The organism is Bacillus sp. ISL-45, assembly GCF_018613195.1.
In the GTDB taxonomy this organism is placed as follows: Bacteria; Bacillota; Bacilli; order Bacillales; family Cytobacillaceae; genus Mesobacillus.
In genome coordinates this window covers 106487-125300 of record NZ_JAGGQQ010000012.1, presented here as the reverse complement: position 1 = coordinate 125300, position 18814 = coordinate 106487, and the positions used below count along the sequence as shown (strand labels likewise).

At 44.1% G+C, this 18814-nt stretch carries 16 protein-coding genes; 7 read left to right on the top strand and 9 right to left on the bottom strand.

The window, feature by feature from the left end; all coding sequences use genetic code 11:
* Positions 1-45 precede the first annotated feature (45 nt).
* From J7E35_RS17290 to J7E35_RS17270, 5 genes are all read right to left on the bottom strand, one after another.
* The gene (locus tag J7E35_RS17290; RefSeq protein ID WP_214781798.1) at positions 46-3045 is read right to left on the bottom strand and encodes an ATP-binding protein; all 3000 of its coding nucleotides are present in this window, start codon (positions 3043-3045) and stop codon (positions 46-48) included.
* A gap of 17 nt (positions 3046-3062) precedes the next feature.
* Positions 3063-4286, bottom strand: a complete 1224-nt coding sequence (locus J7E35_RS17285) for a metallophosphoesterase family protein (protein ID WP_214781796.1) — start codon at positions 4284-4286, stop codon at positions 3063-3065.
* A 414-nt stretch (positions 4287-4700) separates the two neighbouring features.
* Positions 4701-5396, bottom strand: coding sequence for a Type 1 glutamine amidotransferase-like domain-containing protein (locus J7E35_RS17280; protein ID WP_214781880.1), 696 nt, complete (start codon positions 5394-5396; stop codon positions 4701-4703).
* Between the two features lie 209 nt (positions 5397-5605).
* Positions 5606-6859 (bottom strand): ABC transporter permease, encoded by a 1254-nt coding sequence (locus J7E35_RS17275; protein ID WP_214781794.1) that lies wholly within the window; start codon positions 6857-6859, stop codon positions 5606-5608.
* The gene (locus J7E35_RS17270) at positions 6852-7751 is read right to left on the bottom strand and encodes an ABC transporter ATP-binding protein (RefSeq protein WP_214781793.1); all 900 of its coding nucleotides are present in this window, start codon (positions 7749-7751) and stop codon (positions 6852-6854) included. The genes J7E35_RS17275 and J7E35_RS17270 overlap by 8 nt, the downstream gene beginning before the upstream one ends.
* A gap of 237 nt (positions 7752-7988) precedes the next feature.
* On the opposite strand from J7E35_RS17270, the gene J7E35_RS17265 reads away from it, so the two are divergent.
* Positions 7989-8150 carry a hypothetical protein gene (locus J7E35_RS17265; RefSeq protein WP_214781791.1) on the top strand — a complete coding sequence of 54 codons (162 nt, stop codon included), beginning with the start codon at positions 7989-7991 and terminating at the stop codon, positions 8148-8150.
* 119 nt (positions 8151-8269) lie between these two features.
* Entirely contained in the window at positions 8270-8455 is a 186-nt protein-coding gene (locus J7E35_RS17260) for a YhzD family protein (protein ID WP_214781789.1), read from the top strand.
* A 36-nt stretch (positions 8456-8491) separates the two neighbouring features.
* On the opposite strand, the gene J7E35_RS17255 is transcribed toward J7E35_RS17260, so the two are convergent.
* The 4 genes from J7E35_RS17255 to J7E35_RS17240 all read right to left on the bottom strand — a co-directional run bounded on the left by J7E35_RS17255 (position 8492) and on the right by J7E35_RS17240 (position 13098).
* On the bottom strand, positions 8492-9286 hold the full coding sequence (locus J7E35_RS17255; RefSeq protein WP_251009659.1) for an enoyl-CoA hydratase: 795 nt from the start codon (positions 9284-9286) through the stop codon (positions 8492-8494).
* Positions 9287-9628: 342 nt separating this feature from the next.
* Entirely contained in the window at positions 9629-11137 is a 1509-nt protein-coding gene (locus J7E35_RS17250; RefSeq protein ID WP_214781787.1) for a coproporphyrinogen III oxidase, read from the bottom strand.
* Between the two features lie 273 nt (positions 11138-11410).
* The gene (locus J7E35_RS17245) at positions 11411-12283 is read right to left on the bottom strand and encodes a Cof-type HAD-IIB family hydrolase (RefSeq protein ID WP_214781785.1); all 873 of its coding nucleotides are present in this window, start codon (positions 12281-12283) and stop codon (positions 11411-11413) included.
* Positions 12284-12738: 455 nt separating this feature from the next.
* Positions 12739-13098 (bottom strand): YlbF/YmcA family competence regulator, encoded by a 360-nt coding sequence (locus tag J7E35_RS17240; RefSeq protein WP_214781783.1) that lies wholly within the window; start codon positions 13096-13098, stop codon positions 12739-12741.
* 479 nt (positions 13099-13577) lie between these two features.
* Between J7E35_RS17240 and J7E35_RS17235 the strand changes: the two genes are divergently transcribed.
* The 5 genes from J7E35_RS17235 to J7E35_RS17215 all read left to right on the top strand — a co-directional run bounded on the left by J7E35_RS17235 (position 13578) and on the right by J7E35_RS17215 (position 18758).
* On the top strand, positions 13578-14681 hold the full coding sequence (locus J7E35_RS17235; protein WP_214781781.1) for a YheC/YheD family endospore coat-associated protein: 1104 nt from the start codon (positions 13578-13580) through the stop codon (positions 14679-14681).
* Positions 14682-14843: 162 nt separating this feature from the next.
* Positions 14844-15005 (top strand): hypothetical protein, encoded by a 162-nt coding sequence (locus J7E35_RS17230; protein ID WP_214781779.1) that lies wholly within the window; start codon positions 14844-14846, stop codon positions 15003-15005.
* Between the two features lie 122 nt (positions 15006-15127).
* Positions 15128-16213, top strand: coding sequence for a YheC/YheD family endospore coat-associated protein (locus tag J7E35_RS17225; RefSeq protein ID WP_214781777.1), 1086 nt, complete (start codon positions 15128-15130; stop codon positions 16211-16213).
* Positions 16210-17577 carry a YheC/YheD family endospore coat-associated protein gene (locus J7E35_RS17220; RefSeq protein WP_214781775.1) on the top strand — a complete coding sequence of 456 codons (1368 nt, stop codon included), beginning with the start codon at positions 16210-16212 and terminating at the stop codon, positions 17575-17577. Before J7E35_RS17225 ends, J7E35_RS17220 begins: the two co-directional genes overlap by 4 nt.
* Positions 17574-18758, top strand: coding sequence for a YheC/YheD family endospore coat-associated protein (locus J7E35_RS17215; RefSeq protein ID WP_214781773.1), 1185 nt, complete (start codon positions 17574-17576; stop codon positions 18756-18758). Before J7E35_RS17220 ends, J7E35_RS17215 begins: the two co-directional genes overlap by 4 nt.
* Positions 18759-18814: the final 56 nt, after the last annotated feature.

Sequence of the window (18814 nt, the reverse complement as noted above, 5' to 3'; positions counted from 1 at the left end):
TAACATACAGAGTCTATTGTCTCTGATTCTCAAATCATGGCATTTCTAAACTATATTTGTACTTTTTTCTTGCAGATTGACGATTTCCTTTTCCGTAAAATAGTCCAGCAAATGGCGATGGCATGTAAAGATGAGAATCTGGTTGTTTTTGCTCATTTCCCTGAGCAACTTAATTGTCCGGGCAGTCCTGTTTTGATCAAAATTGACAAAGCTGTCATCGATGATAACCGGAAAGGGATAACGTTCATAATGGTCGGCAGCAAGTGCAAGCCTGATGGATACATAGACTTGTTCAGCAGTTGCCTGGCTCAGTTCATTCGCTTCAAATAAAACATGGTCATTTCTTTCAATCAGGAAACCGCTGCTGCCAGTAACTTGAGGAATAATCCTCACATAGCTTGCATCAGTCAAAACGGAGAGAAAGCTTTCAGCTCTGGCCAGCATTCTCGGCATTCGCTCATCCTTATAGCGGTCAATTGTCTTCGAAAGCAAATCCCTGGCGACCGCGAACTTCGCCCATTCTTTCGCATCTTCCGTGAACTCATGCTGGAGCTGCTTATATTTATGAAGCAATTCACTATATATGCCGCCTTCTTCCAGCACCTTCACTTTATGCTTAACATCGGCTATCAGGTCAATCTTTGCGGATAACTCCCGCTTTCTTTCTCCCAGCTTCGAATCGTTGTCCTCGATCTGTTCCTCAAGCGGAATTCCTGTTAGAATCTTTTCACGGTCCTCATCGCTGATTCCCGATGCAAGCAGCTGATGATCGATATCCTCCAGTCTTGCCTTCCAGCCTTTTACCAATGAGACATTTTCCGCTCTCTGCCTGAATCCATCCTCACCTTCAGCCCCGGCCTGTGCAAGCAATCCTTCCTTTTCTTGACTGAATATCAACTCTTCCTTCTGTAGTGTTGAAAGCTCTTCTTCCAGTTCCTCCAGTTTAACGGTCAATTCACGGTATCTCGACTTCTGGTCAATTGCTTCGCGCAGTGTCTTCTTCAGCAGTCCGGCCGTCTCGACTGGAGCAAGATTGCTATTTTGAAGGAATCGTTGTGCAAGCAGTTTCAGGCTGCTTTCCATTTCGATTAAAGATTCAGCCACATTCTCCAAACTTTCTTTTATTCTCTTTCTTTCACGGAAATACTGCTTTTGTTTTTCTATTAAATGATAGGCATCCATTACTTTAATAGGTGCGGATGTATCCGTCATTCCGAATCGTGTCAGTAATTCCGTCCTTCTCTGCTTTAGTTGTGCTTCATCTGCTTCCCATGCTTCAAATTGCTGAACTACTTTTTCAAAACGGGCATGCTGCTGTTCAATTTTGATGTGCAGCTCTCGATGGCGCAGTCTCGCCTCCTCATCTTTGGCCAATAAGCTCTTGGTCATAGATGCATTGCCTTCAAGCTGACTGCTCAGGTTTTCTTTTAGCGCTTTTTCCCGCTCCAGCAACCTGGACAGGAGCATGTCCTCCATTGGCTTCTTGTCAGCGGACTTAAATCGGGCAGCCAGCAAAAGCAACAATCCTGCAATCCCGATTCCGGCTAAGAACCAGGAGCCATTTGTAGTTCCCCAAAGAAAAACAATCAGAAGAATGCTGCCGAGAAGAAGCAATTGATTAAAATCTTTCTTCTGCTGCTGCCTTCGTCTGTCCTTTTCAGTCTCTTCCTTGATTTTGGCCGACTCAATCTGGTCCATGACGTAGTTCAATTCAGAATGGATTCTCTCCTTATTCCCTAGCAGGTCCAGGTCTTTCACCAATTTTGTTCGTTCATCTTCATCAAGGAGATCATCTTTTGCGGTTTCTGCCCTTGCTTCAAGTTCTGCCAATGCCTTTTTTTCTTCTTCAAAAGCGGACTCCAGCTCAAGCTTTTTATTCCTTAACCTTTGCTCTGTCTGATCTATGTTTTCGGCATGTTCCTTTATGAAGATACTTGTATTGATTTCATAGATATTTCCCTCATTGAAATCTGTATGAAGCTTATCATTTAGCTGATCTATTTCTTCTGTCATTTCCTCCAGTTTGGATTCAAGCAGTCTTTTTTCCTGCTTCAGTTGATCATATAAAGGCAGATTTTCGATTCTTGCTTCAATTTCTGTTTCCATACCAAGTAAATCGGAGTTTGGCTTGTGCCTTTCCAGATCTTTCAGTAATTGATCTTTCTTTTCTTTTACCCTTAACGTTCTAGCCTGGTTTGATTTAAGCTGCTCGTTCAACTTCTCAAGCCGGTTCAGGCCATCTTCTGGGAAAAAAGACAGATCATGCACTTTAATTTTTCCATCTAATCCTGCGGCTTCTACGACAAGCTTTTCATTGCGCTTATATTCACGAAGCTTAATTCCGGTTTGCTCCAGCATGTAAATATCGTTCTTAAGCTGGGCAGTTTTATCCGTCAATTCATCCTTCGTCCTCACAAGCTCTGAATATTTTTCATTCTGCTGCTCAGCATTCTTCAATGAAGATTGGATGTCCTTCAACTCTTTCAATTTCTCATTCAGCAATGGCCTTTTTCCGCTGGGCTTGAAACGCAGTTCCATTTCTTTTTGAAGTAAACCCTCGGTATTGAAGAGTTTGTCTGTTCCAAGTGTCCCTGCAGAAAATAAATATCTGCCAAGCTCTTCGCCCTTCATTGCATGGATATTTTGAAGCCCGTGGACGTTGAACGAAAAAATGGCCTGGAAGATGCTCTTATCCATTCGTTTCAAAAGGTCTTTAAGCAATTCTTCGCCGCCAATCGTCCCGTCTTCAAGAGATACGGTCACATCACCTGTTGCCTTGCCTTTCACTCTCTTGATGACAGCCACTCCCCTGTCGGGAAAAAAGGCTTTTATCTTGCCGCCATACTTTGGGTTATTTTTTGGCTCATAGCGGTTTTCGGCACTTTGCTTGCCCGGAAAGCCGAACAGGATGCTGTGGAGGAATGACATGATGGTCGACTTTCCAGCTTCATTCTCACCGTAGAAAATCTGCATTTGACCTAATGATTTAATCTTATAATCCTCGAGCTTGCCATAACCGTATATATGCAGTTCAATGATTCTCATCATTCGGCCTCCTTTCTTCAATTTTTCAGCAGCATTTGGAGAAGGATCCTCTCGGCATCCTCAACCAGTTCTTCTTTTTCCTGTTCCGACAGCATACCTAAATGCCTTCTTGCCTGGCTGTGCTGGAATAGTGGAGACAGAGAATTCCCCAAGTCATCATATTGCTCAATCGTGCTGAATAACTCCTCATAGAAATCACTTTGCTTAATCAATCCGGCGCGGTCGACAGCAATATCTTCGGTAAACTTTAGCCTGTGCACCCAGACAAAAGAATCCTCTTCCTTTTCAGCTTCCTGCAGAAGTTCAAGAAGTTCGCCATTTTCTATTTTTTCAATCACATCTGACAGACTGGAATTCAGGCCTTCAATCTTGATGTCCAGCAGGACCCCTTTTCCTTCTCTTCTTTTACCATCGATGGCATCCAGGCAATTTTCATAGAGTGCATTGAAACTCAACAAATCTTGGACATCAATAACTACCTCATCCCAAATCACATCAGCAGTTTCATAAAAGGTAACTTCTGAGCCTGCTTCTGACAAATTAACGATATACGCCCCTTTATCTCCCAGCTCTTTCCTGTTCCGTCCCTGGGGGTTTCCAGGATAGACAACATAAGGCTGCTGTGATAAAAACGCTTTTTTATGAATATGGCCCAGTGCCCAATAATCATAATTTTTTTCTAATAGATCAGATAACCTGAATGGCGCATATTTTCCATGGTCACTCACACCCTCAAAATGGCCATGAAGCAAACCAACGTGAAAATCCGCGCCATCGACCTTCTGATATTTCTCAATCCACCGCTCCATCACATGCCGCTCTGGGTAGCTAAAGCCATAAAGATGGACAAGAGTGCCATCATCCTTTCTATAATCAACCTTTTCTACCTGTTCTGAGAAAAAGTGAACATTCTCTGGAAAATCTAAAGTCAGGGATTTTGCGCCAAGATGATCATGATTCCCATGGATTGCATATACCTTTATCCCTTCATCAGCCAGCTTCTCCATCTCATTGCGGAGAAAAGCCTGGGCACGTATGCTTCGGTCCTCCCCATCGAATAAATCTCCCGCAATGACGACAAAATCCACTTCATGTTTAATCGCAGCATCTGTGATATTTTTCAAGGCCGTAAATGTGCTCTCCTGGAGCCGGTGAAAAATGGCTTTCGGCAGATGCCGCAGGCCAACCATCGGACTATCAAGATGAAGGTCGGCAGTATGTAAAAACTTCACCTGTTTCATTGGATAATTCCTTTCCCGCTTCCTGTTTTCCTTTATTTTAACACTCAAAAAATACGAATGCACGTTCTAACAAAAAAAGCGTAAGCGCCTTGGTCAGCCCCGACAAGCACTGCCCGCGATAAAACGCCACATCGTGTGGCTGGCGGGTTTGCACGCCCTGTGCCTCAGAGGGCCTGACATTGAAGTCGCTCTTTGACTTCATTGGCAGGACCGAAACGTCTCGAGGAGTTAGGAGCCGCAGCTAGACAAGTGTCTCGAGCTGCCCAAAACTAACGCTTCTCGCAAGATACTCGGAGAGGCCTTCTCAGGGATGAAAACTGGCTAGGCGCTGGAGCTGGACACCAGTCTTAGTGTGAAAAGTTTATACTTTATAGAAAAAAAAACTGCAGTCCCCATTAGAACTGCAGTTCCCCTTTATCCAAGATATATTGTTTCCATTTCCTTTTCTTGCACCTTTCCATCAGTCTCACAAACATGATAAGCCTTCGCTACCGGCCTGGAGCTTACCGCTTTAATTAGTTCCTCATCGATAAAGTGCATTGCCGCTCCGTCATCTGCTGCGTATCCGCCTTTTATCCTGCGCGAACCCACAAATCTCTGATACGCAGGCCGACGCTCCTCTTCCCCATCATAATGCGGGCAGTTACTCCCTTTTAAAAACCCGAGAGTCTTCAGCGGTTCAAGTCCGCTGCCAAAAGAGTCTGTCACACCTTCCTCGAACCAGCAGATTGATCCCGCGCTTACTCCAGCCATGATTCTGCCATGCTGCCAGGCTTTCCGCAGGATTACATCAAGTCCCCATTCCTTCCACAGAGCCAGCAGGTTCTTCGTATTGCCTCCGCCCACATAAATGATCTCCTTATCCATGACATAGTCTTCTAAGTCTCTTGTCGGAGGACGGAACAATGAGAGATGTGATGGTATGCATTTATGGCCTTCAAAAGCTTTATAGAATCTTAATATATAATTCTCAGCATCCCCGGAGGCAGTTGGCACAAAGCAAACTTTCGGAGTTTGAATTTCCGACTGCCCCAGAATGTACAAATCCAACAGAGGGTTCTCAGGCTCCATCGAAAAACCCCCGCCTCCCATTGCAATAATCTGTCGCAACCATGAACACTTCCCTTCTATACATCTAGTAATCTTATGACCCGAAATCTGCCTTTCCTCTTCCATACGGGCTTGTTCACCATTTATGTGACCGTATTTCGGTTTCCTCATCATCTCGGGCACAAACTATTTCATCCTCTACTAAATATTCCGCATAGCCAGTTGATTTCCCTGTAAAAAAGCCGCAATCACATGATTGCGGCTTTCCCTTATTCATTTTTCGTTAGCTGCAGTGCTTTTTTGATGTCCTTGAATGAGTTTGATTTTCCATACATCAGGACTCCGCCACGGTAGACTCTGGCACCGAATACAGCCAGGAAGGCTATTGTGGCAACCAGGATACCGATCGATAAAGCAATTTCCCAAAAAGGAATGTTCAGCATGCCTACGCGCAGGAACATCAACATCGGCGAGAAAAACGGAATGAAGGATGTATATTTTACAAATGGCGCTTCTGGCTGACTAAGCCCGAACATTGCCATCATGAAGCCAGCGATTACAAGCATTGTCATTGGTGTAATCATTTGCTGTACATCTTCAATCCGGCTGACAAGTGAACCAAGGAATGCAGCCATCGTAGCATACAGGAAGTACCCAAGTATGAAGAAGATTACAGCGTAAACGATCGTGCTGGCTGGAATATTCCCAAAACCAAAGAACTCGAAAAATCCACCCTCCATGCTTTCGAGGTTCTGTTTAATGGAGTAGTACCCAACCAGCAAAAGAACCGCGAGCTGGGTCAAGCTCAGCAGCCCAATACCGAGAATCTTCGCAAACATTTGCTTGATAGGCGATACGCTTGATATCATGATTTCCATTACTCTTGATGATTTTTCAGTCGCGACTTCCATGGCAATCATATTGGCGTACATAAGGACCGCAAAATAAATGATGAAAAGCAGGACATAGACTAGTCCTCTAGCTTGATTCAGTTCCTCTTCCGTTTTGGCATCTTTTTCGAGAGCTGTTTTTTCAAACTCAACCGGCGCGTACAGTTTTTCCAATTGATCTGGAGCGATATTGATTTGTGTCGAAGCCATCGAGGTTTTAATCTGCTGTAATGCAGCCTGCAGGTCTCCTGGAATAGCAGAATCAGCTATGCTCATCGCCTTGTAGGAAGCTGCCGGAAGCCCTTCATTGTTCAAGCTTAATTCGAGAAGGCCTTTATATTCCCCTGCCTCGACTGCTTTCCTCGCACTTTCTTCATCTCCATCATGTTTTTCCAGGACAAGCTCCTCGTTAACCATCTTCATTTGCTCATTCAGCGGCTTAAAAAGCTGGCCAGTCTCGTCAATGACTGTAATTTTGTCAGCCTCTTCACCTTTATTGAAAAACTCGATGATATTTGTCATATTCGTCAGCGCGAGCATAATCCCTACTGTCAGGATGGTCGTAACTAAAAAGGATTTTGTTTTCAGCTTACTCATGTATGTATGGATCAGGATTATGAAAAAATTATTCATATGAATTACCCACCTTTTCTATGAAAATATCATTGAGGCTTGGCTCTTCAAGGACAAATTTGCGGATGAACCCTTTACCAACGATATCTTTCAAGATGTCTTCGGCAACTTGCTCCCCCGAGATTTGCAGATGGATTCCCTCTGCTGTCATTTTTGCTTTTGCCACTCCAGGATGCTCCTTAAGAAAAGAAGTATCGAAATCCGCATGGATGACCAGATTCTTTTTACCAAAAGATCTTTTGATTTCTTTAAGGGCACCGTGGACGACAGGGCTTCCTTTGTGCATGATGCAGATATGCTCACACATTTCTTCCACATGCTCCATCCGGTGGCTAGCAAAAACAATCGTCATGCCCGCATTTTTCAGTTCGACGACTGCTTCTTTTAACTGTTCCACATTCACCGGATCCAGTCCGCTAAAAGGCTCATCAAGGATTAACAGCTTTGGCTTATGGATGACAGCCGCAATGAACTGAATTTTCTGCTGGTTCCCCTTTGACAGCTCTTCCACCTTTTTATCCGCATATTCTGGTACCTTAAAGCGATTGAGCCAGTAATCAAGCTCCTTGAGGGCAGCTTGTTTTTGCATTCCTCTTAACCTGGCAAGATAGACTATCTGGTCGCGGACCTTAAGCTTTGGATAAAGTCCCCTTTCCTCCGGAAGGTAACCGATGATACTGCTCGAATCATAATTGATTGGTTTGCCATCCCACGTAACCATTCCCTCCGAGACATCAAGAAGACCCAGGATCATCCGGAAGGTCGTTGTCTTCCCGGCGCCATTCGCACCAAGGAATCCGAACATTTCTTTTTCTGGAATATTAAGTGACAGCTGATTCACTGCTGTAAAATTGCCAAATCTCTTTGTAACCTGTTCAAGCTGTAATACCATAATCATCTTCCTCCTTTTCCAATAAATTACTACGAATTTTATAGGAAAATAGTTTCATATTTAAATATATTTTTTGTTTTGCATATTTAAAAAAGTTATGCAAAAATAATAGTAATCATCTGAATTTTGCAAGAAAAGCGGAAGTGCCTCAGTCAGCACCGACAAGCGTTGCCCGCCTAAAACGCCACATCGTGTGACTGGCGGGTCTGCACGTCCTGTGCCTCAGAGAGCCGACCGGTGAAGTCGCTCTTTGACTTCATTGGGCGGACCGAAATGGAAATGTGTAGCCGACTGCCCAGAAACGCAGAAACTGGAGACTCCGACCTTGCCGGCGGATTTGGAGTTTCGGAGTTTCTAGGAGGTGCAACTAGACAAACGACTCGAGCTGCTCAAAGCTAACGCTTCTCGCAAGATACTCGAAGAAGCACAAGCAGAGATGAAAACTGGCTAGGCGCTGGAGCTAGACAATTATCGAAGTTAGTTTTATACTTACTAATCTTTAAAAAGGGGACGTTGTGATGGAGACTTACAAACTGACAGCCTTTGAACCAAATGGGGAAAAATTGATTGACGAATCATTCCAGGCCGGCAATGATGAAGAAGCAAAGGAAATCGGATCAAGAATGCTTGAAGAAAAAAATCTCACCGATAAGACCCACCGCTGTACTTCACCTAGAGGAAAATTAATTCTTTTTCATCCATAAGAAAAGCAAAGAGGTCCACCCTCTTTGCTTTTTTGTTTATTTTCCTTTGAACTGCGGCTTCCTTTTTTCAAGGAAAGCATTGATGCCCTCCTGATGGTCCTCTGTCTGGCGCATTTTAAACTGTCCGTATTTTTCCAGTTCAAGGATTTTCAACAGAGCAGGCCTGTTTTTCTCTGCTAGGATTTTCTTCGTCTTTATCATTGCCTGAACCGGTTTGTTCAGCCATGCTTGTATTTTAGCTTCAACCGCTTCTGTAAAATCTCCTGTTGGCACCTCGTCAACAAGTCCCAGTGTCAGCGCTTCAGTGGCAGAAAGAGTCTTTCCTTCCCAAATCAGCTGCTTCGCCTTCGTTTCCCCAAGGCGCTCCTCCATGAAGAAGTGGCCTCCCCCATCCGGTATCAAGCCAATACCAATAAAGTTCATCGCTATCTTGCTTGATGGCTCGGCGATTATGTAATCTGTCGCTAGTGCAAGGCTGAAGCCCAGGCCTGCCGCTGCACCTGTTACTGCGCTGATGGTTACCTTTGGCATGCTGTACAAAGTCACGATCATATCGTGAATATCATCCATCACATGATAGAAATCGCTTTCATTTGTATTGGAAAGCATCGTTTTGATATCACCGCCTGCTGAAAAGGCACGACCGGCTCCTTTAATCACCACAATATCGATCTCATCAGACTTGCAGACTTCCTTCAGATTCATAGTGACTCCCTTGATCATTTCCACATCAAGAGCATTCAGTGCTGCTGGCCTGTTCAATTCAAGAACCGCAACACGTCCATTAATGTCTAATTTCACAGTGTCCGTTGAAAATTCAATCGCCACCATTCATCCCCTCCATTTATCCTTATATTTTTATTATATAGGGAGAAGTTATATTTAAAAACCTTTTTTCCCACTATTTAGATTTTTTAAAGAATAAACAGAAATTCGCAGAGGATAATTGCAGGGTTATTCCCCTTCGCAGAATTTAGTTGGTTTTTCGCGGATTTAAATATCCTTTTCGCGGAATTAGAAGCCGTTTACGCAAAAATGCCGGCCGCTTTAGCGGAATAAAAAGTTTTTGACAGGAACTTGCTGGCCAATATATTTTCAAATCACGCAAAAATGGTCAAGTCGTTCCCCAAACCAAAAAAGCTCCCGAAATGAATCTTCGGAAGCTTATCATCATTAAATTTTCGCCTTATTAAACAAAGAGTCGAGAATCTCGATCTTTTTATTAGCGTACTCTTCAAAGCTGTCGTTATATGACTTTGGATCCTTTGGATTCGAGAACTGTATGATAACACCTGTTTCGGGATCAATGAATTTGCTCGATGCGCCGCATCCCAGGCCTATGATGGTTTGCTGTTCTTCCATGATGATAATATTGTAAAGGCTCTCCTGCTCAGGAAAAGCATAGCCTACATTCTCCAGGTTCCCAAGAATGTTCTTCTGTCTGTACAGATAATATGGCACGTAGTCATGCTCCTTCGTCCATGATTCAGCCATATTCATCATTTTTTCTATTTCATCGCGGCCAGATACTTTATATTTCTGTTTATTCCTTGTCATTTCTGACGCTCTTTTGAAAGAAAGAGTATGAACCGTCAGGGACTCCGGCATCAGCTTTTCTGTTTCAGCCAGGGTATGGGCAAATTCCTCCGTCCCTTCCCCTGGAAGGCCAATGATCAAATCCATGTTTATGTTGTTCATGCCCATTTGGCGGGCCAGGTGGAATTTTTCTATCGTTTCTTCCACTGTATGGTGACGGCCGATTGCCTTCAAGGTTTCCTGGATGTATGACTGCGGATTGATGCTGATCCGGTCGATATTCCACTTTTTCAGCACATCCAGCTTTTCAGAAGTGATCGTGTCCGGCCGGCCGGCTTCGACAGTCACTTCCCTGATATTCTCCACATCCGGGAATGATTGCTGAACCTCTTCATACAGCATATCCATTTCTTCAGCGGTAATCGACGTCGGTGTACCGCCTCCATAATAAACGGTAGTAATCTTGATATCATTCTGCTTCAGCCAGTCCCCGATACGGCGGATTTCGTAGTGAAGCCCGCCAAGGAAAGAATCCACAGACCCTTGCCGGCCGTTGATGGCATAAGCAGGGAATGTACAGTAAGCACACTTTGTCGGGCAAAATGGAATGCCGATATAAATGCTGACACCATTTTTCAGATCATACAGGTCAGGCAGGACAGCAAGCTGACGGTCAACGATTTGCTGCATGAGCTGGATTTTTTCATCCGATATCAAATACTGTTCCTTCAGCTCTCTATGGGCATCCTGCTGATTCATTCCTTCGCGGAGCTTTTTATGCAAAAGCTTGGTAGGACGAACCCCTGTAAGTATCCCCCACTTCTGGATCATTCCTGTCCAGTCTTGAAGCACTTTTAAATAAGCCCTTGAAATGACTGTTTTGAGCAATTTGAATTCTTCTTTTTCGCTCAAACCAGCTGGAATTTCTTTGTTGGCTTCTGCTGAATAAGCCTCTCCCTCTGCCTCCAAAGCTGCTTTTACAAAAAACTCTCCGCCGGCATTTTGAACATCAAATTTAATTACCGCATCAACTTCCTGTTCCGTCTCGCTTAATGCTACTTCTGATTCTTCAAAAAACAGATTAGCGATCAACCCGAGAGGACGCTGTAATCTGTCATCTTGAATACCTTTTATATTAATTCTCATGAGATTCACCTTTTCAATTAAACATGCTTCAATAAGTGTAATAGAATAATGATCCAAAGGTCAAGACAGTGTAAAAGCTACCAGTTTTCTGCTGTGGTCCGAAGATTATTATAGACGTCCTATTCATTTTCCTAAAAACTCATTCCTGAATCGAATACTTCCGAAAGGATTTCCTTTATTTGCGAAACATCCAGATATCTTCCTGAAAAACTACAAATCATTCCCAAACAAAGCAAAAGCACGCCTGCGATCAATTCCAGGCGTGCTTCCATTTTACATTTTTATAATATTCATTTTGCGGAGAAACTCGATCGGGTGCTGTTTGCGGAAGTGTTCCTTGACCATGTAGCTTACTCCATGCTGATTATTCGAACGGGTAACCCAATCAGCAGCTTTTTTTACTTCCACAGAAGCATTCCCCATTGCGACTCCAAGTCCGCACGCTTCGATCATGTCCATGTCATCACTGCTATCGCCAATTGCGACCATTTCCTTCAATGGAATGCCAAGGTGTTCTCCCAACTGGATCAGGCCGTTCAGTTTCGAGACACCCTCAGGCATGATGTCAAGCCTGTAATCATTCAGCCTCGACAGGGACACTTCTGAAAACATTCCATTAATCGCCTGCTGCGCATCCTTCAAATCCTCTTCGTACTCAAAATAGACTTCGATTTTAGGAGGGGAGACTGGCTCATTGACAAGTGTTTCACTGATAGAATCCGTGAATTGCTGGGAGTAAAAAATCGGGTCACCTGAAGTAAACACGGTTTTCGCCAGCAGATTGTGGTTTAATTTATACTTGTTTGCCAGTGAGAACTTTTCGTGCACAAGCCGGATTTGGCAAGGGAAGCTTTCAAGAAATCTGACAAGCTGGAAGGTTACATCCTCGGGAATCCGTTTTTCAAAAATTGGATCACTGCGAAGGTCATTAGAAACATAAGATCCCAGGTGAGTAACAAGCAACGAATTTATTTTCAGCGCTTTAGCCACCTTTTTGGCAGATGGGAAGCTTCTTGAAGTTACTAGAGTTACGTAAACCCCTTTTTGCTGAACGTACTCAATCGCATCCCTCGTGGATTTATGGAGCCTTCCATTTGATTGGAGAATCGTGCCATCCACGTTAAGCGCAAGAAGACGGTAAATCATATTTATGCCCCCATTTCTTCGGTGTTTTTGTCCTTATTTAACTTGTATGATAGAAAGCTAGAGAATAGAACAGGGGCAGGGTTTAGTTATTAGCTTCCTTTGCGGGACCCAGTCCACAGATGGTATGAGGGCAGCGTATATGATAAGTCTCCTTCCGCCCAAGAGAGTCATAGATGACGAACAGTTTTTCTTCTTTTCTGGTGATTTTTGTCCATTATAGCCTTGATGACGGACAGTTTTCCCTCTTTTTCCGCTGATTTTTGTCCGTCATAGCCTTGATGACGGACAATTTTTCTTCACTTCCACTGATTTTTGTCCATCATAGCCTTGATGACGGACAGTTTCTCTTCACTTCCGCTGATTTTTGTCCGTCATAGCCTTGATGACCGACAGTTTTTCCTTTATTCCAATCAACAAAAAAACTCCCGCACATCGGCGGGAGTCCTGTCATTCTATTATTGCTGCTGGTTCGGATTTCCGTAAAGCTCTTCGAGAGGCTTCATAATAATCTGGTTAAGCTCGGCAATGACCATGCTCATTCTTTGCTCCGCTTCCATCAGCTTCGAAATCAATTCATGCTGTTGGACAAGAGCGACTGTCTTTTGTGCCTGCTCTACCTCTTCCTGGGTAATTTCCTGCCCAGTCATTTGCTTTTCCTGAAGCTGCATCTGGATATTGCGGAAGCTTTCAAACATTCTTTTTGCTGATTCATCGCTATTCACAGCATCATAGAGATTTTTTAATTCTGTGTATTCCGAACTGTTCCTGATTGCTTTTTCCAATTCGTAGGCTGAATCGTAAAGATTGACTGCCATTTAAATCACTCCTTCTACGTTAAACGCTCCACTCCACTATAACAAACTATGTTGCTGAATGCCAAAAGTTCGGGTTAGGCGAAATTTAACTCTTATCATTAAAATCACCAATAACAACTACTATTCATAGGATGCAATATGTGTGTTTGCCTATTTTACAATTAGGCTGTTAAGAAAAGCGCAAGCGCCTCGGTCAGCCACGACAAGCGCTGCCCGACTTGAACGCCACGTCCTGTGGCTGTCGGGTCTGCACTTCCTGTGCCTCAGAGGGCCGACCAGTGAAGTCGTTCTTTGACTTCATTGACAGGACCGAAGCGACTCGAGGAGTTAGGAGCCGCAGCTAGACAAACGTCTCGAGCTGCTCAAAGAGCGAATTCGGGGATGAGAACTGGCTAGGCGCTGGAGCTAGACAATTCTCGAAGTGAAAAATTTCACTGTCTTATTTCTTGAAACAGCCTAAAAGAAAATGAGGAGAAGCTATGACGCCAGCAAAATCGAAAAGCTTACCCAACAATCCTGTCATCGCTTTGCTGACCGAAATAAATGAAGATAACGGACCTGACTTCGGTAAAGTCCACTCCTTTTGCGAAGAGCTCCATCAGGGAGTATCCGAATTAGGGGGAAGCTTTTATGTTTTTTCACTTAAAGGTTTTTCTGAAAAAGGAGTCGAGGGCTTTTCTTATGATGACGAAGAAGATGGATGGAAAAAAGGTTTCTTTCCTTTTCCAGCTGTCATCTATAATCGGGTTTCATCACGGAGGACTGAAATCAGCAAAGGATTTAAGGGGTTTTTAAATAAATTGGATGCTCGCGGAATAAAGATATTTAATCACCGCTTTCTTTCCAAGTGGGAAATCCATGAATCTATAGTACAAGAAGACCATCTACATCCGTTCATACCTGAAACGCATTTATACTCCGAGACCCTGCTCCAAAACATGCTCGAGAAGCATGTTGAGCTATATATCAAACCTGTCCACGGAAGCCAGGGACGCAATATTATCCAGGTGGCGAAAAATGATGGGTTGTACCATGCGTCATTTTCGTCAATGCCGGAAAGGGACCTTCCAGGCTTCAAATATATGTCAGAACTAGCCAGCGCCATTTCTCCAATCGTCGGAAAACGCCTTTGCATCATCCAGCAGGGAATACAGCTATCAGAATTAAATGGCAGGAGGCTGGATTTCAGGGTCCTCTGCCATAAAAATGCCCAGCAATTCTGGAAGGTTACTTCCATTGTAGCCAGGGTTTCGGCTGAACAGTACTTCGTATCAAATATTGCCCGTGGCGGCGAGGTCATGAAACCTGGGCATACTCTCGCGCTGATTTTTGGAAAGGAACAGGCGAGGCATCAACTGGCACTGATGAAGGAGCTGGCCCTTGAAACAGCAGAAGTCATCAGCAAATATGCGGAGGGGCTCACTGCCGAGCTGGGGATTGATATTGGAATTGATATTAAAGGTAACTTGTGGCTGATCGAAGCCAATTCCAAGCCTTCCAAGAACTTTGAAGAGAAAAACACGAAAATAAGGCCTTCAACAAGAGCCATCATTGACCATTGCTATGGACTTTGCCAGCCATAATAAGAAAAGCGCAAGCGCTTTGTTCAGCCCCGACAAGTGCTGCCCGCCTATACCGCCACGTCCTCCCAAAAGCCGCCGCTTTCGGTCGTGCGATGATTCGCTTCGAAGCTTTCCTTATCCTGTGGCTGGCGGGTTTGCTCCTGGGCCTTAGAGGGCCGACCGATGAAGCTGTTCTTTGACTTCATTGGGCGGACCGAAATCGAAAAGTATAGCCGACTGTCCAGAAACGCAGAAACTGGAGACTCCGACCTTGCCGACGGAGTTGAAGTTTCGGAGTTTCTAGGAGGTGACACTAGACAAGCGACTCGAGCTGCTCAAAGCTGACGCTTATCGCAAGGTAGTCGAGGAAGCTCTTCCAGCGATGAAAACTGGCTAGGAGCTGGAGCTGGACAATTCTCTAAGTGAAAATAATACTTTCCTATCACTGTACAAAAGGAGAAATGCAAATGATTTCATTTGGAATGATGACACTTTCCATGAAAAGTGAACAAACATATCTTACCGAGATTGCCAGGCGGGCGAATCCAAACTTGTTCACCTGCTTTAGGTTCTCACCAGCTAAAATCCATCCAGTAACACAATTGGTTTCGGGAGAAAAATACGACCACAAGGAAGATTGCTGGGTAAAATCAGAATTCCCGCTCCCGATGATCATTTATGACCGTTGTTTTTATACAAATGATCCTTCATCAAAGCAAGCCATGGCGATTGTAAAATGGCTTAAGAAAAAAGCGGATATTTCCTTCCTGGGAAATGGATTACCTAATAAATGGGCTATTTACCAGGTATTGTCGACATCTTCCCTGTCTCCATACATTCCTAGAACGATTCTTGCCGCCAGCGGAAAAGCAGTTGTAGCCCAGTTGGAAGAGATGGATAAGGCAGTTTTGAAACCGCTTTTCGGATCGGGCGGTGCCGGGATCTATAAAATTGAAAAATCAGGTGGAGAGTTCGTAATCTCAGCAGACCTTGGCGGCAGGGTGTCAACAAAAAATTTCGATTCCACCAGTGAGACAGAAAATTGGCTCGACCACCTGTTCAGTAAAAAAGAGTATATGATGCAGCCTTACCTCCAGCTGTCCGATTCGCAAAATTGTCCTTTTGACATAAGAATTCTGCTGCAAAAGGACCATGAGGATAAGTGGGTTGTGCGAGGCAAGGGAATCCGCCGCGGCAGCAAGGACGGAATCCTTTCGAACATAAGTGCCGGCGGAGAAATACTGCCATTTGATGAGTATGCTAATTCCCTGGATATCCGTACAAAAAGATTCATTTTACATGAAATAGAGGAAATTCTATCAACCCTGCCCGGCATTCTTGAAGGGTCTTTCCCACGGCTTTTCGAACTCGGCGTAGATATTGGTGTTTCTAAGGACCATGCCCTATGGGTGCTTGATACGAACTCAAAGCCCGGCAGAAAAGTCATCGCTTCCACAAATCCGGATTTGAAAGAAGTGCTATATAAAGCACCACTTGAATATGCCAGAATGCTAACAGAAATTCTGCCAGAAAGAGAGGAACAGCACTTATGAGAAAAAAATATCCAATTGAAATCATTGCCCACTCCAAACAGCTAGTCTTTGTCCCTGCCGAGGTGACAAATAGCAAGGATATTAATAAAATCGCGTTTGGCAACAAGGTAGTTGATGTCGCATGTGCTCCTCATCCTAAAGGAAGAAACGTGATTGTACTGAGTGATGATGTGCAGAAGGAGCTCTCAATGCCCGATTTATCGACATCGTTACATCTTTTTATCGATCAGAATACATTATTTATCGGGCCCCTCATTGGCATCCTGACATCTGGATTTACGCCTTTTCCATTAAGACCGATTGGTGATAGGTCTATGTTTTTTGCCAAGCTTCTTTCCGTCAATAAATCGGTCGGCGCGCTTCCCTTTGTCTTTGGCGAGGAACATATCGACTGGGATCAAGGATTGATACAAGGTTATTTCTTTGTCGATGGAGGCTGGATGAGAATAAAGGTGCCCTTCCCCAATGTTGTTTACGACCGTCTTCCAAACAGGCGAACCGAAAGAAAATCTGAGCTTCGCAGCCTAAAATCCAGGATGCAGACCGATTACCTGATTCCATGGTATAACCCGGGTTTTTTCAGCAAACTGGATGTATTTGAGCGCCTGCAGCAGGATGAACGTGCAGCAGAGTACTTGCCTGAAACACATCAATTTTCTTCTTTTTCAGTGATTGAAAGGATGCTTTCAAACTATGGGAACGTCTATATCAAACCGGCTAATGGAAGTCTTGGGCTGGGAATCCACCAAATCCTGTTCGATAAGCATAATGGCTATTATTATTGCCGCTATCGAGACCAGGAGGGCATCAATAAGTTAACGAGGTTTGAAAGCCTGGAAAAGTTGATGAAGAAAATTTTTCACAAGCGGAACCTTTCCCAGATGATTGTCCAGCAGGGCATCAGCCTGCTTAGATCCGAGAAAAGGCTCATTGATTTCAGGGTCCATACAAATAAAGATGAATACGGACAGTGGCAGGTAGCGGCGATCGCCGCAAAAATTGCCGGCCAGGGAAGCGTGACCACCCATGTGAACAACGGCGGAGTCGTAAAATCACTTGATGAACTATTTGAAGACCAGACCGAACTGGAGATTTGTGAAAAGAAGCTTTCTGAAGCCGCACTGGTCCTTAGCTCCATCTTGGAAAAAAACATGGAAGGAATAATAGGCGAGCTTGGTTTTGACTTTGGAATCGATAAATCAGGAAAAGTATGGCTCTTTGAAGCCAACTCAAAGCCAGGACGGTCGATTTTCAAGCATCCAAAGCTAAAGAATTTTGATTTGCTCACCAGAAAGCTGTCTCTATCCTTCGGCATTTTTTTAGCGGAAAAAGCGATTACGGCACCTGAGGATATTTTCAAATGATCCTGCGCTACAATACTGAATCGAAGGCATGGACGCATGAAGCCAAAGCTGGCGAAAAACTCAGCTTTGGCTTTAATAAAATCAGCATCGCTGCTGCTTCATCAGATACACTTCCGGAAAACAGCCAGCAGTTCTTATTGAAAAACAACCAGGGAAATATTGGTCCCCTGGTTGGAATCATGACCTCTATGAGCAAGAATATGTCCCTGTCTGGCAATGGATCATTGTTTCAGGCCCTTCAAGAAGAAATCCTAAAGCGGAATGGACTGATTGTCGTCTTCCCCCCGGAAACAATCGTCAAGGATGGACTAACCGGCGTCGTATTTTTACCAACTGTGCAAAAATGGATACCTGTGAAGGCCCCTCTTCCTCATCTTGTTTTTAATCGTGTTCCCTTCCGGAAAGCAGAGCAGCAGCCAGCTTTTAAAGATGCCGTAAACTACCTGTCCGCACTCGGAATCCCTTTTTTCAATCCTGGATTCATCAATAAAAACAAGCTCTATTCCCTATTTTCCAGACATCCTCAATTAAGAAAGCTAATGCCTGAAAGTATTTCAGTGAAATCAATGATCCAGTTGGCTGCTTTCCTTAATAAACATGAAGGGATTTATCTTAAGCCCGCTTCATCTTCAAAGGGGATCGGAATTTTCCGCCTGCGGCAAAAGAACGGGGAAATCGAGTTCGAGAGCCATTCACATCGCCATCTTTATCCAGGCATAAAAGAATTTTGGAAGGTCAAATCCAGACAGCTGTTAAGATATGAGTACATTGCCCAGAAAGAAGTCATGCCGACATCCATTGACGGGAAGCGATTTGACTTCCGAGTACATGCCCTTGATGGGAAAGATGGGTATGAAGTGACAGGAATCGGCATCCGGCAATCCCGGAAGCAGGACCTGACCACTCACTTGCCGAATGGAGGGATCATGCTTCCTTATATTAAGGTTAAGAGTGCCAGGCATGACCAATTCTTCGACTGGGCCGTTAAGGAAATCGGTGAGCTGCTCACTGAAGAGTTAGGCTACTTCGGGGAGTTTTCACTTGATGCCGGAATCACTGAAAAAGGCAATTATGTCATTTATGAAGTCAACTCAAAACCAATGAGCTTCGACGAACCACAGATTGAGGAAAAAAGGCTCTCTGCTCTTGTCGATTTATTTTTCAGGAAAACTGGATTTTGATAGAGATTGCTAGATACAGTTTTATGGTGGGCCGCCCAGGAAATGCGGCTCATTTT

What these genes read in the sequence shown, in the direction of transcription:
- J7E35_RS17290 (WP_214781798.1), bottom strand. Translation starts at nt 3,045, where the DNA reads ATGAGAATCATTGAACTGCATATATACGGTTATGGCAAGCTCGAGGAT.
- J7E35_RS17285 (WP_214781796.1), bottom strand. Translation starts at nt 4,286, where the DNA reads ATGAAACAGGTGAAGTTTTTACATACTGCCGACCTTCATCTTGATAGT.
- J7E35_RS17275 (WP_214781794.1), bottom strand. Translation starts at nt 6,859, where the DNA reads ATGAATAATTTTTTCATAATCCTGATCCATACATACATGAGTAAGCTG.
- J7E35_RS17270 (WP_214781793.1), bottom strand. Translation starts at nt 7,751, where the DNA reads ATGGTATTACAGCTTGAACAGGTTACAAAGAGATTTGGCAATTTTACA.
- J7E35_RS17260 (WP_214781789.1), top strand. Translation starts at nt 8,270, where the DNA reads ATGGAGACTTACAAACTGACAGCCTTTGAACCAAATGGGGAAAAATTG.
- J7E35_RS17255 (WP_251009659.1), bottom strand. Translation starts at nt 9,286, where the DNA reads ATGGTGGCGATTGAATTTTCAACGGACACTGTGAAATTAGACATTAAT.
- J7E35_RS17250 (WP_214781787.1), bottom strand. Translation starts at nt 11,137, where the DNA reads ATGAGAATTAATATAAAAGGTATTCAAGATGACAGATTACAGCGTCCT.
- J7E35_RS17245 (WP_214781785.1), bottom strand. Translation starts at nt 12,283, where the DNA reads ATGATTTACCGTCTTCTTGCGCTTAACGTGGATGGCACGATTCTCCAA.
- J7E35_RS17240 (WP_214781783.1), bottom strand. Translation starts at nt 13,098, where the DNA reads ATGGCAGTCAATCTTTACGATTCAGCCTACGAATTGGAAAAAGCAATC.
- J7E35_RS17235 (WP_214781781.1), top strand. Translation starts at nt 13,578, where the DNA reads ATGACGCCAGCAAAATCGAAAAGCTTACCCAACAATCCTGTCATCGCT.
- J7E35_RS17230 (WP_214781779.1), top strand. Translation starts at nt 14,844, where the DNA reads ATGAAGCTGTTCTTTGACTTCATTGGGCGGACCGAAATCGAAAAGTAT.
- J7E35_RS17225 (WP_214781777.1), top strand. Translation starts at nt 15,128, where the DNA reads ATGATTTCATTTGGAATGATGACACTTTCCATGAAAAGTGAACAAACA.
- J7E35_RS17220 (WP_214781775.1), top strand. Translation starts at nt 16,210, where the DNA reads ATGAGAAAAAAATATCCAATTGAAATCATTGCCCACTCCAAACAGCTA.
- J7E35_RS17215 (WP_214781773.1), top strand. Translation starts at nt 17,574, where the DNA reads ATGATCCTGCGCTACAATACTGAATCGAAGGCATGGACGCATGAAGCC.